Raw genomic sequence first — 15,361 nt, forward strand, 5'->3', positions numbered from 1 at the left:
GTTGACAATTCGGGTCTATTCGTATATATTTTCCATCGCAAATAACTGACGGTACCGTCGGTTTCTAACTTTGTTCAGTTTTTATTTTAAGGAGCGTTTATGACAGATAAACGGGAAGAGCTTGTATCGGGAAATATCGTCAAGCTCATGTTGCAGCTGGGTATACCGGGCATCATTGGGATGCTGGTAATCAGTTTATACAGCTTTGTCGATGCTATGTTTGTCGGGCGGTATGTGGGAGAAAAAGCACTCGGCGCAATCAGCGTTGCTTATGCATTTACATTGGTAAATAACGGTATTGCGGTTCTGATCGGGATGGGTTCCGCATCAATTTTATCGCGTGCTGTGGGACGGAAAGATCAAAAGACCATCGATTCAGTGATGGGGAACGTATTCGTATTGGCACTGCTGATGTCGTCGGCGGTGATGATAGTCGGATATATTTTTGCGCCGCAGTTATTAAGCCTTATCGGGGCGGAAGGGGAAATGCACGCACTGGGTGTGCAGTATTTACGGATTGTGTACCTCGGATCCATCTTTGTGAACTTCGGACAGGCGTCGAATATGGTGCTGCGCGGAGAAGGGAGAATTGCACTTGCGATGATCATTATGGGATCGGGTGCGGTGCTGAATATTGCCCTCGACGCGCTGTTTATTATCGTGTTTAAGCAAGGGATTGCCGGCGCGGCAATTGCCACGGTTATTTCGCAGGCGGTGTTTGCGCTGTTCAGTTTTTTCTACTTTTTATGCTTCAGCAAGAATGTGCGCTTTAAGACCTTTAAACTGGATAAGTCGATTGTCGGAGAAACCATCGCAATCGGTATGTCGGGTATGATTATGCAGGTGCTTTCGTTGGTACAGCAAACGGTGATGTACTCCACGTTGAAAAAATACGGCGGAGAAGATCAGGTTGTATTGATGGGCGCATTCTTCCGCTATTTGATGTTAAGCTTTATCCCGCTCTGGGGATTAAGCCAAGGGTTCCAGCCTTTTGTCGGCACAAACTTCGGCGCGGGTCTTTTTGAGCGGGTAAAAAAAGGAACGTGGATGTTTTACGGCTTCGGACTTTTACTCGCAGTAATTGCATGGGGTATCTTTTTACTTAGCCCCGAAAAAGTATTAAGCCTATTTATCGATAATCCCGTACTCGTATCACAGGGGAAAACCAACGCCGTTATCGCCATGCTGATATTCCCCGCACTTGCGATTATGATATTGAACATGACCTTGTTCCAGGCAATCGGTAAGCCGAAACCCGCCGGTATTTTGGCAATTTCCCGTCAGCTGGTGTTCTTTGTGCCTGCCGTACTGATCCTGCCTCATTTCTTCGGCGCCCGGGGTATATGGCTTGCAATGCCGCTCGTTGACGGAATCGTTGTCATTATTTCGGTCGTTATTATGATAAAAATATTTACAACCGACCTTGCAAAAAAATAAAAGCGATTTATTTTTTTAAGTCCACCGCAAAGCCGCAAAGAATTTTCTCAATAACTGCCGGTTAAGAAAAACCTCTAAAAGATTCAGTTTTTAGAGGTTTTTCTCTGCGTCCTTGCAGTCGATAATTCATAATTCATAATTATGAATTATTAAGGCTTATACCACTTTGCAAGCCCTGCCGCTAAGGCATCGGCAGCTTGCTGAGGAGTCTCTTCTCCTTTCATAACCGCAATGACACCTTCATTCATCAAAGTATAGCCGGAAGGCGACCCATTCATCAGCCTCGGCCATGTAAAGCGGACATCATGTCCTCGTCCCGTAAGAAGCGCATAGAGCTCGGCACTTTGAGGACTTTCGACAGGAATAGCATCATTAAACATAGAGTAAAAACCGTTCGGCAGATACTTTGCGACAACGGCAACCCCTTCGGGCGTACAGAGCCACGCTAAAAAATCCCGCGCCTCTTGCGTATGTTTTCCGTTTGCATTCATTGCAATTCCTACATCGACATGAAAGCAAATTTCAGACTGCTTGCCGGCAGGAGGAGGAAATGCGAAATTTCCCCAACGAAACGGTAAATCTTTAAAGCTGTCCAGCGTCCACGACCCGTCGGCATACATAGCCGCTTTACCGGTTGCAAAAAGCGTATTTGAATCGGCATACTTTAATAATTCAAAATTTTCAGGGCAATACGGCGCAATATCTTTCATCGCAGTAAACGCCGCAACCATATCTTCATCATTAAAGGGACGCAGCCCGTCTTCGTACGCACACCGGCCGTTTTCTCCCCCGATAAAATTCGGTAATAAGCCCATCATAAAACATTCGTTAATATCCCATGCATCGGCCAAACCGTTTGCAAACGGCGTATATCCGGCAGCTTTTAGATCTTTACAAGCAATTAAAAGTTCTTCCCAAGTAGTGGGTATGGCAATTCCCTGTCTACCGAAAATCTCTTTATTATAATAAATACTCTGTATAACGGCAGCGACGGGAACCGCAAAAGATTTTCCGTCGGCACCGCGCCATGCATCTTTGCTGCTTTCTGAAAAATTCTCCTGTAAATGAGGCAGGTTACTTATATCCGCAAAAAATCTTTTTTCATAGAGCTCCCTACCGGCCGCATAGGAGCGTGCAAATATTAAATCCGGCCCTACTCCATTCTCCAGCTGCGTACGTAATTCCGCATTGTAATTGGGCGGGTTAATCGGCTTAAATTGAATAAGAACGCCGCTTAATTCTTCATATTCCGCAAGCAGATGAGTCCATGCTTCCAAATCGTCTGCACGCCATGAACCAAGCGTTAAAACAACTTTTTCAGTATCTTTTTTTACATTTCCGGCACATCCGATAGCGGCCACGGTTGCGCCCGCTATCACAACAAGAATCATTACTCTTGCGGTAATTCTTCTCCACATATTTTCCCCTCCTAAATTATGGCGAATATAACCTCTTTTAAAACGTTGCATAAAACAGCGGCAGCGTATTTACATCTGTTAGTATAAATCAATCATCAGTGAATAAGATATGGAATACAATTTAAAAATTAGCAAGAAAATAAATACCGAGAAAGATGGCAAGACGCGCTTTCTCCGGCGAAAGCTTAGGCTGTGCCGTAAGACACTCAAGGTAATACCAAAAAAGTCCGAAATCGGGATCAATACGGATGGCATATTCTAAAAACCCTCCGCCGTCAATTTGCCGTCCGAAAAGCAAGAGTACGACATCATGCAGGACACTGAGACATTCGGGCAGCAGCCCTGCATAATCTACCGGTTGTTCCGCCTGCTGCATAGATTCGCAAAAACAGCGCAGCCGGTATAGGACGTCCTCTTTTACATCTTCATCAGCCTTTTCAACCCACATTTTATCGACAAGCAGCCGTACGTTCTTTTCAAAGCTGCGGATAAGGCTGATTTGATAGTGCGGTGTAATAGGTTCCGTACCGGCAAATACCTGCTCAAAAGAACCGCCGGCATGGAAAGCCCTTGCAATAAGAAGCGCTTGTACGGCAAGCGCTTCGGCGTCCTCCGCTGCGAGGAACGCCGGTAGATATTCAACCGCCGCCTTATGTATCTGTTCCGGCAATTGCATATCGGCATCGTTAAAAATAGATTGGTGCATAGCTAAAAATGGTATTTAATTTATTTTTTGTCAAGTAGTTACAGGGCAAACGCATCAGACATTTATTGAATATCCCGCAGAATCGATAGGCAGTTCAACCACAACCGCCATGGATGGCGGTGGTTTCAAGCAGCAGCGATGTTTTGTGATCAGCACAAAACTCGCCTTCAACTGATGTGCACGGATGTACATCAGTTGAAGATGGTTCAAATGGTCTCACAGACTATCGATTCTGCGCTTTTTGTCTACCGGTCTGATGCGTTTACCCGAAACTCGTCGCAGATGCGTCGTATATTTTCAAAAGCTGTTCTACCGTATACTTCTCAGCAGCGACAAAAGCTGAGACATCTGCTGCCCCCGCGAATCGGCACCGTCGACGGTTTTTTCCGTTTTTCCGCCGGTTCGTGCGGGATCGGTATAGATGAGCACCGCCATATCGCCTTTTGCCATTCTGTCATAGTAGCCCTTGCGGGTCAGCGTTCCTTCGGTTAGGTCTTCGGAAATGCGCCCTACCGTAAACGTCCCGAGTACGTCTTTTTCGTTATATAAAAGCCCGATTCCTTCATTCGCGATGGTAAGCGTGCCGTTTTTGACGATTTCGACGGTATAATCGGTAAAATCGCAATCGCCGGAACCGATATCGATAACAGCTTCGGCCTGAGAGCGCCCTACAATACTGCCAATAACCGGCATAGCTTGGTTAAACATACCGATAATGCGGCGGATAGCGTTGCCGAACCGGTCATTCCCCGACCGGTACACCGTTAAGGTTTCAGCCTTTGAACCGGTGCGCCCGACATACAGGTCAAGCGTAATCTGGATATCGCGCTCGTTTTCCTGCAGGTTGACAATACCGAAATAATCGTTTCCGGCGGTGCGCGCCTGCCTGAATGCTTCCATATATGAGCTTGGACTGTCCAGATGGGCGGAAATTGCAAACCGGCGGTTATAGGACAGGAGATCGTTCATCAGCGATGCCGTGAGCTTTTCCGCTTCGGGATGGAATACGTTAGCGGCATTAACCTGATAAAAAAGCCCTACGGAAAGATGCGCCTTGTTCAAATACAGCGGATTGATATTCCAGCGGTTCCGCACCGAGTGGTCGAGCATCTTGCTATATGCTTCTACGGTGTCGTTAATCCGTGCGGTACTCTTTTCAATGGATTGAATAAATTCAAGCTGCTGCACGGCACGCTCGTAAAAGCCCTGCCGTATCAGAATATTGGAATATGCCTGCCGGCTATCCGTGTCATACGGATATACCTTGAGCGCCCGCCGGTATTCGTATAAAGCTTGATCGGTCATGTTACGATTTAAAAAAGCATCGCCCTTTACGCGGTGCGCATCGGCGAGTTCTTTCCGCTGCGTATCTTCAAACTCAAATGCTTGTACGGCAATATCCTCAAGCAGCGTGCGCATCAGTTCGTTTTCGGGATCGACGGAAAGCCCGATTTGCGCAGCCTCAAACGCCTGTGTTTTTTCTGCAAGCTTCATTAAACAAAGCGCTTTTACGTACCACGCATCGGCACGTTTGCGGTCGCCCGCAATGCGCAAATCGGCTACGGACATCGCCTCGCGGTAACGGCCGGAGCTGTACAGAAGCGAGCACAACAGAGCCCGCGCCCTGTCATAATTTTCATCGATTGTCAGTGCGGCACGGATACGGCCTTCCGCCTCAGTCAGGTTTCCCGCAAGGGCGGAAAGATACCCTGCAAAATAATGCACCTGCGCATTATCCCCGTGATACTGCAGGGCGCGGCTAATATAGCTTTGGGCAGCCTGCATATTGCCCGTTTCGTGGCTCAGCAGCGCAAGAGACAACAGCGCCTTGCGGTTTTCGCTCTGGCGGCGGAGCGCGGCAGCATACAGTTCCGAAGCGTTGGTTAATCGGCCGCCGGTTACCTCGATCTCCGCCATGCCGAAGCGGGCGTCAAGATTGTTCGGATAACGGTTTAAAATACCGGAAAAAATCTTTTGCGCTTCTTCGATACGCCCGATGCCGATAAGGATAAACGCATAGAGGTTTTCTATATCGACATCCTGCGGAGAATACCGGCGGGCTCTTTCCGCATACACAATAGCCTGATCGTATTCACCCAGCGCGTAAAAACACTCGGCCAAGCCCCGATACACGGCATTATAGGCAGGGTTTTCTTTTAACGCTTGCTGATACAGTTCTATAGCGCCGTACCAATTTTCATGGTATTGCAGCTCCTTTCCCTCCTCAAAGAGTTGAATGGGCAAAGCACAGAGCGGCAGCGCAATACAGAGTAAAAACACAATAAACAGACTATTTTTACGCATACTTGTTATCCTTTTTGTAATATCAGAGCATTTCGCCATCTTTAACCGCAGCAATTTTTACGGTATTGATTTTATGCCCGTCCATATCTTGAACGATAAAATCAAAATTCTTCCAACGTACTTTTTCGTAACGCACTGGAATTTTTCCAAATAAGTCGAACACAAAACCGCCGAGCGTTTCAAATTCATCGGAAGGCAGATCGGTATGAAGACACTCCGCTAAATCATCCATATCGACACGCGCATCGCAAAGCCACAGCCCGTCTCCGATGGAAGCGATATCTTCCCCTTCGTTATCGAATTCATCCTGAATATCACCGACAATCTCTTCGATAATGTCTTCCATACAGACGATGCCCGAAATACCGCCGTACTCGTCGACTGCGATTGCAATATGTACATGGCGGCGCTTAAATTCCCGTAAAAGACCGTCGATGCGCTTGGATTCGGGTACAAAAAACGGCTTTCTGATAATTTTTTCCAAATCGATCGGTTCGTTTTTTGCGAATGAATTGATTAAGTCCTTAACATACAAGATGCCCACTACGTTATCGATGGATTCGGCATAGACGGGGAACCGGGAATGTCCGCTTTCCGCAACCCGTTTAAGCAGCGCTTCCGTTTCCATATCCAGCGGAATAAAATCGACATCGATACGAGGTATCATCACTTCTTTTACCGACGTATCGGAGAGATCCACCACCCCGCGTATCATATCTTCTTTTTCTTCATTGAGCGAATCCTGCAAAATTTCGGACACCACCCGCTTTTTTTTCAGTTTATCAAATATCCCCATACTTATTCCTGATAGATAACCGTACCGCTATACGAACCGAGTATCTTTTCCTGTAATTGCAGCATTTCCTGCTGCGGGTCGTTATCACTGTGATCCATCCCGCTCAAGTGTAAAATACCGTGTATCAGCAGCCGTTTTAATTCTTCATTCATTGTTACATTAAAAGTTTCGGCATTTGAGCGCAAACTATCGAGGCTGATTACAATATCTCCCGCATTAAAACGCAAGTTTCCGTCCTCATCATCGTATTCGTTGCCTTGCTCAAAAGAAAGCACATCGGTAGGAGAGTCGATATGCCGATAGGTTTTATTCAGCTCATGGATAAACGCATCCTTGCAAAACACAACGGATAAATCCCAATTTGTGTGTTCAAGTTGTGTAAGCACTGCCTGTAAAAACGGCAAAACCGAAGCACCCCATTTCGGCTCCGGTATATCCTGCCATGCAATCGCAATATTATTCATTCCGTTCTTCCTTGTTATCTTTTCCTTCCTGTTGATTTGGCGTAAGCGCCGCGGTTTGCTCCGGCGCAGCGGTTGAAGATTGCCCCGCTTCCGATGCAGATGTTTCAGGTGATTCCAAGCCGAGGTCTATCTCCAAATAATTTTTTACCCCGGGCGAAATACCTTTCATAACCGGAAATCCCTGCGGCACCAATTTTTTCTCCGATTCTTTTTCGGAAGCGGCTTCCGATTCTGCCGATTTTTCGTCGGCGGTCTTTTCGGCTGCCCCCTGTACCATGTTTTTTTCTCCCGCAGTTTTGCCCTCGCCTTCTTTTTCATCGGGGTCTTTCTGGTTCGGATACTTAATCCGGGAATGATAATAACCGGCAAGCGTAGTAACAAACGATTCTTGAATAATGCGCAGTTCCCGCAATGTTAAATCGCAGTTATCCAGCTGTCCCGATTCCATCTTCCCCTTAACCAATTTTGCAATAAATTTTTCCAGCCGAGGAACCGACGGGTGGTCTAATGTCCGGCAGGCGGCTTCGCTTACGTCGGCAAGCATCACTACGGCGGCCTCTTTAGTGCGCGGCGGCTGCCCCGGATACGAAAAATCTTTGGGGCTTACATTGGGGTCGAGCTCTTTTGCCTTTGCATAAAAGTACTGCACCAAGGAATTACCGTGGTGCTGCCCGATAATATCGATAACTTCGCGGGGCAGCCGCATACTTTCCGCCTTTTCCACACCGATTTTAACGTGACTGCGGATAATAGCCGCCGAAAGCCGCGGATTTAAATCCAAATGCTTATTATACGAAGTCTGGTTTTCGACAAAGTATTCGCTGTTTGCCATTTTTCCGATATCGTGATAATACGCGCCTACCCGCGCCAGAAGCGCATCCGCCCCGATTTCGCGGCAGGCTGCTTCCGCCAATGTCGCCACCATCATCGTATGGTTATAAGTACCGGAAGCGGTGAGCAGCATCTGCTTCATCGTCGGAGAGTTAAGATCGGAAAGCTCCATCAGGCGGAAGCAGGTCGGCGTATTCATCCTATCTTCCAAAATAGGTAAAAACCCGAGCACAAAGATGCCACTGATAAAGCCGTTTATAACCGAGCCGAACAACACAAAAACAAAGTCGCCGTATGAATCGGGAAACATCGAACAAAGTACAAACGTAATAATCGGATGGATGACTGCAAGTTGGCATGCGGTTTTAATTAAATCCATCCGCCGGCCGGTCAAATTCGTTAAAGAGACAGCCGATAAACCGGAAAAGAGTGCAAAAAGCGCCGGTTCAAGTTTAAAACCGGTCGCAGTTAACACAATCAGCATAATCAAGAATACAATCCGTATTGCTATTCGTGTGGAAATAAGCGTAGCAACCAGCATAGCCGTAAGCGCGGCGGGAATAAAAGGAATAATATCAAGTGCCTGTACGAGGGACAGCGCTTTTGCCGTAAAAAGGACAATAAGATATACAGCAAGAGAAATCATCAGTAAAAAAACCTTCCGGCTCTCTTGTAACCGCTCCCCTGTTGCCTGCAGTGAAAACATAAAAGCGCCGACTATATAAAGGCACAAAATAAAGGCGGAAAGCCCCAAAAATTTACTCAGGTCAAGATAATTTCCCGCATCGGAATAGGCCTGCAGCTGACGGTAATTTTCCGTAGTAATAATAAATCCGCGTTTAATAATCTTTTGATTCTTTTGAATGGTTACGATAACCGGCTGAACCTGTTTAAGCGTTTCCTGCACCCGTACTTCGGTTTCTTTTTCGTCATAAATAATAGTCGGCTGCAAAAAAGGCCGGATAAGCGCGGCCGTTATTTCAGGATCGAGGCTTGTACTCAGCGATCGTATTGCATTTTTAATATAGGCATCGAGATTTTCTTTTTTAATAACCGCGCTTGTCTGAATATTGATATACTCGCGGTTATTACCGTTCCGCGTCAATAACGTAATTTCACTCTGATTAAACCCTTCCAGTCCTTTTTCGGGGAATTCCGCAATGCCGACGGCCATCAGCTGTTTAACGATTGTTTGAGCGGCGGATAATATACCGTTGAATTGTTTTTGCTGTTGCAAATTTTTTAAAACCTGCGTATTGAAAAAGCCCGGATATTGCTCCTGCATCCGCGCTTCAAAGATAGACGCAGTCTCATTGTGCAAAGCAAGCGTAAACGAAACGAACTCATCGTATTTTTTAAGCGTGTCGGACACCAGTTCAGTATCCTGCCTAAAAATCGGTGCTATTGTCTGAAGACGGGCAGCCTTTCTAATCTCCGTAGCGGCCTGATCCGTATAAGAAATAGCCCTATCTGCAACGACATCGCGTTCCGCTACCCTGCCTACGGCAAACTCATCAAGGTTTAAGTATGCAAGGCCGCCCCTGTCAAGCGTTGTGAACAGCATTGCTGCGATAACAACAAAAAAACTTAAAATAAACAGAATGGAAAAAACTTTTTCAGCCCTAAAACCGTCTTTAAGCTTACGGAAGAAACCCGCTATGGACGGCAATACGACTGATTTAATATATCCGGAATTGTTTTCGTCTTTCATGTAATGACTCCGCTATACCCCGCAAGAGTTGATATATTTCTTAAAAAAACGGCGTTATTGTCTTTCATACGCATTAATGATCTTTTGTACCAATGAATGGCGGACTACCTCATCCGCAGAAAATTCGACGGTTCCAATCCCGTCAATCATACGGATTAAAGAAACGGCATGAACAAGCCCCGATTCGGATCTTCCCCGGATATCCGATTGAGACGGATCACCGGTAATAACCAGTTTTGAACCTTCGCCCATCCGCGTTAAAAACATCTTCATCTGTTCTTTCGTCGTATTCTGCGCCTCGTCTAAAATAACAACGGCATTATGCAGTGTACGGCCGCGCATATACGCAAGCGGTGCAACCTCGATGACGTTTGACTCTTCCATACTGCGCAGCACATCTGCAGGAAGCAGCGTTTCCATAATATCGAACAGCGGTCGCAGGTACGGATTTATTTTCTGGACAAGGTCGCCGGGTAAAAAGCCGAGGCTTTCGCCGGCTTCCACCACCGGACGGGTTAAAATAAGCTTACGCACCTTATGCGATAGCAGCAGTTTAAGTGCAAGCGCAACTGCAATATAGGTTTTTCCCGTACCGGCAGGCCCAAGCCCGAACGTTATATCGTTTGCATAGATGGAATCGATCAGTGCGGCTTGCTTCCTATTCTTAGGATAAACCGATTTTATACCGCGCGGAATATGAATACACTGCGGACAAAAAGCCCCCTCTTGCGGCGCACTATTGGCAATGCAGGAGGCAATAAAATCAGCTGAGCTTTCCGAGGTAATTTCGGGGCTTTCCAAAAGAGTGTCGATGAGTTTTTGGAACCTTTGATAAACCGCTTGGTCGGAAGTTACTACCGTTACCTCGTTACCCCGACAGATGACGGGGACGCCCAAATAGGTTTCAAAAACATGTAAATTCTCATCATTTGCACCGCATAGAGAAGCCAGCACTGTCCGGTCTTCCAATACGATTGTATATGAGGTATCCAAAAACACTCCTTTACCGATAACCGACTATGATAAAACAAGTCTACAATGAAGATAGGGGATAGTCAAGAGAACGGAAAAATCAGGAAGCACACGCTGATTACGGATACGGTTTATATTCGTTAACGATGCTGATCTGCGTAGAAACCGAACGTCCCTCTGCCAATTCTTCAGCTATTTTTAGCGCCTTGTCGATACAGGCAACAGAGTCCGCAACTCCGTGTAACACAATCTGCGTGTCGGACACTTCCGCATCAAGGAAATAAATCGGCAGTTCATCTTTAAACGCAATCCGGTTTACAATCCGCTGCCCCAGCAAAAGTTCGGCGATACGCTTGAGCCCTTCCCGTTCTTCCTCAGGGGAAATAGCCTCCTTGCATGCATAAGTGATAATATTTGCGGCAAAGTGTGCGGTAGCAAAATCAGTGTTAATAACCAAACGGTAATGAGTCGGGTCTTCCGGCTTCATATCGAAAAAGCATCTGTGGAATCCTTCACGGTTGGCATCGCTTTCCGCCATTAAAGCGCGGGCTTTTTTTTCGGGCCAATCGAACTCCTTCATCAGCCGTGCAATCCGCACATCATCGGAAGCGACCAGCCGTACCGCATAGCAGCCGGGAATACCGCGCAGTAGCGCAAAACCGCCGCGACCGATAAAGATGCTGTTTCCCTTCAGTGCATACCCGTAGACAATCTCCCGTAAATAATCGAAATAGGCATCGCGATTGCGGGGAAGCGATGCCCAAAAACCGGGTTTCCGCTCGTCATAATGGGCAAGGCTCTCTTTGGAAATACCTCGATCGATCAGATCTTTTTCTAAGTCTTTTTTGTCAATAAACTCGTAGCCGAGCGATTTAGCCAACTCTAGGGCTGTTTCATCGCCGTAAGAAGCTATTTGCCGTGAAATTGTGATAATTGCCATAAAGCCTCCTCTTCTATAGAATAAGGCTAAATTCTGATTATGTCAAAGGAAGGTTCTATTTTTATGCAAAAAGATCTTAATCTTTCATGGAAACCCGTCGGTAAAAAAGAAATATGCACGACACGGGTATTCACCGTTAACGAAATTACCAGTCTTTCGCCCCAAAACGAAACAAAAACATTTTCGACATTGTCCGCACCGGAATGGGTTATTGTTATACCCCGTATTACCGATGCGCATGGCCGACGGTATTTTTTGATGGTAAAACAGTGGCGGCACGGTTCTTCACAGCTGTCGATTGAATTTCCCGGCGGCGTAGTTGATGAAGGAGAAACTCCCGAACAGGCGGCACGGCGGGAACTGCTTGAAGAAACGGGAAAAACGGGTAGGAATTTAACGCTGCTTGGTGAGGTTTATCCCAATCCTGCAATTATGGGAAATAAAAGCCATGTTTATTTTGCTGACTGCGAATCGGATACGCAGGCGCAGCACCTTGATGAAGATGAATTTTTAGAAGCCGAAGCGGTTCCCGTAGAAGAAGTATTAAGCAAGATGGGAACTTTTCCTTACGACCATGCCTTGATGTGTACCGCTCTTTTCTTTTACCTGCGGGAAGTCGATAAAAACTTCACATTTAAGCGGTAACACCCCGTAGCAAACTAAATCTAAGGGAAACCTCTAAAAAATAGAGGCTATTCCGAGGCGATTGTTCTCGGAATAGCCCGTCTGACTATTTCTTAGCCGGCGGCAATTTTTCATACGTTGCCGCAGGGTCATATAGTCCGCTGCGTTTTTCACCGCGGAGACTCGGAATTGTCAGGATAATTCCGGGTTCAACCCAGTCGGGATTATTAGGATCGGGCAATTTATCTTTGTTTGCTTCATACAATTTCCGCCACAGATAGGGATTATCGTAGATTGCCTTATCTTTTGCGATATTCCACAAACAGTCCCGTTCGCCGCGCCATGTACGGATGCGGTATTGGGCAGGCAGAGTCGTAAACGAGGATTCATCGCCGGTAACAACGGCAAGCGCATCCAAAACTTTCTTTGCACAGACAACCGCAACATCGAAATCTTCATTTTCAAATGCGTTATGGCCTGCCTGTAAAGCCTCTGTCGCCGTTGTAAACGCTTCGGGATACTTTTCTTCCGCCTTATTGTTTTTTGCCCATGTATAGCGGGTACGCGCCTTATTCATTGCCTGTTCCGCTTCAATACGGGCAAGCATATATTGAATATAATCGGCGGATTTTTGTGCATTCTCTTCAGCAAGCCGTGAATACTCTATCGAAGCGTCATAATCACCTTCGCTATATGCTCGCTGTGCCAATTCGGAATAAGCGCGGCTTTTGCGTTGATACTCGTTATTGTCATACGATACGGCAAACAAAAATGCCGCCCCTGCCAAAAAGAATACGGTACAAAGAATAGCTGTTTTTTTCATAGGTTACCTCCCGTTACCGGATGACGCTGCATTTCCGGCAGTTGTAGAACGCTGCAACTCTTCCAGGTCGACCGGCTCTTCAGAAAAACCTTCCGCATCTTCCGGCAGGGGTGCCTCGCGGTCGGCGTCTTTTGCAAGCTTACTGCTGGCTTCTTGGCGTGCTCTGGCACGCTCCATTGCATCGTTTGCCTGCGCCCGCTTAATTTGTACCTTCTCGTAAATATCGTTAAACTCATCGGCAGCGGTCATATATCCGGTATACGCTTGTTCGTATCTCTTGTTCCCCGCAGCAATACCGGCCGCACGGTAGCGGTTCACCGTTTTTGTATACGGATCTTTCATCGCCGTAGACGCTTTTACCGAATCGCATCGTTCGCGTGCTTCGTCCGCTTTCTGTTTTGCATCCTTCATCAGCGAAGCAAAACCTGCCTCTTTTACCGTTTCATAGTAATTAAGCGCTTGCTGAGAGGCTTCAAAAGCCTTTGAAGGATCCGATTCATAAAGTCCGGGAATCCTTGCAGCCGTATCTTCGGCTTTTTTATAGTTTGCAGCATCATAGGCGGACAGATCATTTTGATCGATCTTTGCTTTTAATTCATCAATCTTCGTTCGATTAATAAGCGTACGATACTGCGTAATGGCTCTTTGAGCCTTAGCCTGCGCATCCGCAAAGTTATTCGATTCATAACCGCTTCTTGCTGCGGCTGCCGTATCATCAGCCGATTTAAATTGAACGGGATAGGCAGTATTAGCCTTTACTTTGATAGCCTCTGCACGAACCTTTGTCAGCTCATCCAATAAGCGGGCGGCCTTTTCCTGTTCCTCATTTTTTTCCGGTTCGGCAGGTATCACCGGTTCCGGTTTCGGCTTAGGTTCAGGCTGCGATTTACAAGCACCAAAACCGACCAATAAAGCGGAAATACACAGAATATACAACAATGTTTTCAGCGTTTTACTCATTACAACCTCCATTTCTAAACGGATATCAAGGCATCATACAAAAACTCACAAAGCTTTTAAAGAGGCCGATCTGGGGATGTCTCAAAAATTGGTTACTTTTTGGACAGCCCCCAATAAGTTACTATAGAACTCCATCATATTCAAGACGCTGACAATCGGGACAAAGTCCGAAAAAATCAAAACGGTGCGAATCGATACGGTAGCCGCTAATCTCCGCAGCCATTTGATCGCAGTGTTCATCTGACGGCATAAACGCATCTTCAACCTTGCCGCATCGGGTACAGATGACATGATTATGAACGCTCATATCCGCATCAAAATGCGCAAAGGTTCCATCGACATTGATAATCTTAATCCGTTTTTGTTCTGCAAGGATATTCAGATTGCGGTAAACGGTTCCCTGACTAAGATGAGGAAAATCTTCCCGGAGCTTATCATACAACCATGCCGCCGTAGGATGCGTACGAGTGGAACATAAAAGGTTAAACAATGCTTCCCGCTGTTTTGAATGCTTATACGACACAGCTTTTTTCATTATATACAACTCCTCGTATAGACTATAACGTCCTGCATTAGAACGTAATGCCTAATTGATAATCAATACTACAATTTTAAAAGGGGAACTGTCAAGATTTCGGATAATTCATAATTCACAATTAAGAATTTGACCGGATTGGTAAAGAAGATATCGAAGCTATTAACTGAAATGTAGAAGATTGGGGATGTCTCAAAAGTTGGTTACTTTTTTGACATCCCCGAGCTGCTTTTATTTTTTTACTTCCGTAGTCGGTTCAAATGCATGAGCATGCAAAAACTCAACCGTTTTGGGGATGTGTACTTCTTTAATATTATTTTTCATAAAAGCGTACATATTGATCTTTTTTACCGAAGCGGGAATTGTTACCGCCGTCAGCGCATTCTTGTAAAAGGCTGACGTGTCAATCAGTTCCAGCGTCTCCGGAAGATGGAGTTCTTCCAAAGCATTCAGCGCGAAGGCGCTCGGTTCGATCATTGTTTCCTTACCGCCGAAGGTAACACTTTTCAGCCCGTTCCGGTAGAATGCAAACCCTTCGATGTCCTTCAACGCACTCGGCAGTTTTACCGAGCTTAATTTGCATACGCCGAACGCATCATAGCCGATGCTCTCTACGGTGTCGGGGATAACGACAGAGGTTAAGCCTCTGCGGTAAAAAGCGTTGTCGCCGATCCGCGTAATCGGGGTTCCGTCCGGTGCGGTTGCGGGAATGGTCAGGTCGGTAAGTCCTTGCGTTTTTACCTTATCCTTTCCTTTCTGCGTCATGCCCTTTAATTCGGCGCCTTTAAAAATAAAATCATCATTTTCCCATACGTTTTCACTCATTCCGCTTAACCTCCC

General features: G+C 46.3%; 14 protein-coding genes. 2 read left to right on the forward strand and 12 right to left on the reverse strand.

Annotated elements, in window-relative coordinates; genetic code table 11:
• Window positions 1-99: 99 nt before the first annotated feature.
• Window positions 100-1,437, forward strand: a complete 1,338-nt coding sequence (locus HMPREF1222_RS03450; RefSeq protein ID WP_016518220.1) for an MATE family efflux transporter — start codon at window positions 100-102, stop codon at window positions 1,435-1,437.
• A gap of 149 nt (window positions 1,438-1,586) precedes the next feature.
• Here HMPREF1222_RS03450 and HMPREF1222_RS03455 read toward each other — a convergent pair whose 3' ends face one another.
• The 8 genes from HMPREF1222_RS03455 to HMPREF1222_RS03490 form a co-directional block, all read right to left on the reverse strand.
• Window positions 1,587-2,855: an ABC transporter substrate-binding protein gene (locus HMPREF1222_RS03455; protein WP_016518221.1), complete on the reverse strand. Its 1,269-nt coding sequence runs from the start codon at window positions 2,853-2,855 to the stop codon at window positions 1,587-1,589.
• A gap of 121 nt (window positions 2,856-2,976) precedes the next feature.
• Complete coding sequence (locus HMPREF1222_RS03460; RefSeq protein WP_244870109.1) at window positions 2,977-3,531, reverse strand: hypothetical protein; 555 nt, start codon at window positions 3,529-3,531, stop codon at window positions 2,977-2,979.
• Between the two features lie 339 nt (window positions 3,532-3,870).
• The gene (locus tag HMPREF1222_RS03465) at window positions 3,871-5,865 is read right to left on the reverse strand and encodes a tetratricopeptide repeat protein (RefSeq protein ID WP_016518222.1); all 1,995 of its coding nucleotides are present in this window, start codon (window positions 5,863-5,865) and stop codon (window positions 3,871-3,873) included.
• Window positions 5,866-5,887: 22 nt separating this feature from the next.
• On the reverse strand, window positions 5,888-6,661 hold the full coding sequence (locus tag HMPREF1222_RS03470; protein WP_006189951.1) for a hemolysin family protein: 774 nt from the start codon (window positions 6,659-6,661) through the stop codon (window positions 5,888-5,890).
• 2 nt (window positions 6,662-6,663) lie between these two features.
• On the reverse strand, window positions 6,664-7,125 hold the full coding sequence (gene ybeY / locus HMPREF1222_RS03475; protein ID WP_016518223.1) for an rRNA maturation RNase YbeY: 462 nt from the start codon (window positions 7,123-7,125) through the stop codon (window positions 6,664-6,666).
• Window positions 7,118-9,667 carry an HD family phosphohydrolase gene (locus HMPREF1222_RS03480; protein WP_016518224.1) on the reverse strand — a complete coding sequence of 850 codons (2,550 nt, stop codon included), beginning with the start codon at window positions 9,665-9,667 and terminating at the stop codon, window positions 7,118-7,120. The genes ybeY and HMPREF1222_RS03480 overlap by 8 nt, the downstream gene beginning before the upstream one ends.
• A 54-nt stretch (window positions 9,668-9,721) precedes the next feature.
• Window positions 9,722-10,660, reverse strand: a complete 939-nt coding sequence (locus tag HMPREF1222_RS03485; protein WP_006189946.1) for a PhoH family protein — start codon at window positions 10,658-10,660, stop codon at window positions 9,722-9,724.
• Between the two features lie 97 nt (window positions 10,661-10,757).
• Window positions 10,758-11,579, reverse strand: coding sequence for a cytidylate kinase-like family protein (locus HMPREF1222_RS03490; protein ID WP_016518225.1), 822 nt, complete (start codon window positions 11,577-11,579; stop codon window positions 10,758-10,760).
• A 63-nt stretch (window positions 11,580-11,642) separates the two neighbouring features.
• Here HMPREF1222_RS03490 and HMPREF1222_RS03495 point away from each other — a divergent pair, with 63 nt between their 5' ends.
• Window positions 11,643-12,224 carry an NUDIX hydrolase gene (locus HMPREF1222_RS03495; RefSeq protein WP_016518226.1) on the forward strand — a complete coding sequence of 194 codons (582 nt, stop codon included), beginning with the start codon at window positions 11,643-11,645 and terminating at the stop codon, window positions 12,222-12,224.
• An 85-nt stretch (window positions 12,225-12,309) separates the two neighbouring features.
• On the opposite strand, the gene HMPREF1222_RS03500 is transcribed toward HMPREF1222_RS03495, so the two are convergent.
• From HMPREF1222_RS03500 to HMPREF1222_RS03515, 4 genes are all read right to left on the reverse strand, one after another.
• Window positions 12,310-13,026, reverse strand: coding sequence for a LysM peptidoglycan-binding domain-containing protein (locus HMPREF1222_RS03500; RefSeq protein ID WP_016518227.1), 717 nt, complete (start codon window positions 13,024-13,026; stop codon window positions 12,310-12,312).
• Between the two features lie 3 nt (window positions 13,027-13,029).
• Complete coding sequence (locus HMPREF1222_RS03505; protein ID WP_016518228.1) at window positions 13,030-13,986, reverse strand: hypothetical protein; 957 nt, start codon at window positions 13,984-13,986, stop codon at window positions 13,030-13,032.
• A gap of 121 nt (window positions 13,987-14,107) precedes the next feature.
• Window positions 14,108-14,521: a Fur family transcriptional regulator gene (locus HMPREF1222_RS03510; protein ID WP_016518229.1), complete on the reverse strand. Its 414-nt coding sequence runs from the start codon at window positions 14,519-14,521 to the stop codon at window positions 14,108-14,110.
• A 231-nt stretch (window positions 14,522-14,752) separates the two neighbouring features.
• On the reverse strand, window positions 14,753-15,346 hold the full coding sequence (locus HMPREF1222_RS03515; RefSeq protein WP_006189934.1) for a leucine-rich repeat domain-containing protein: 594 nt from the start codon (window positions 15,344-15,346) through the stop codon (window positions 14,753-14,755).
• Window positions 15,347-15,361: the final 15 nt, after the last annotated feature.

It is taken from the genome of Treponema vincentii F0403 (assembly GCF_000412995.1).
Lineage (GTDB): Bacteria > Spirochaetota > Spirochaetia > Treponematales > Treponemataceae > Treponema > Treponema vincentii.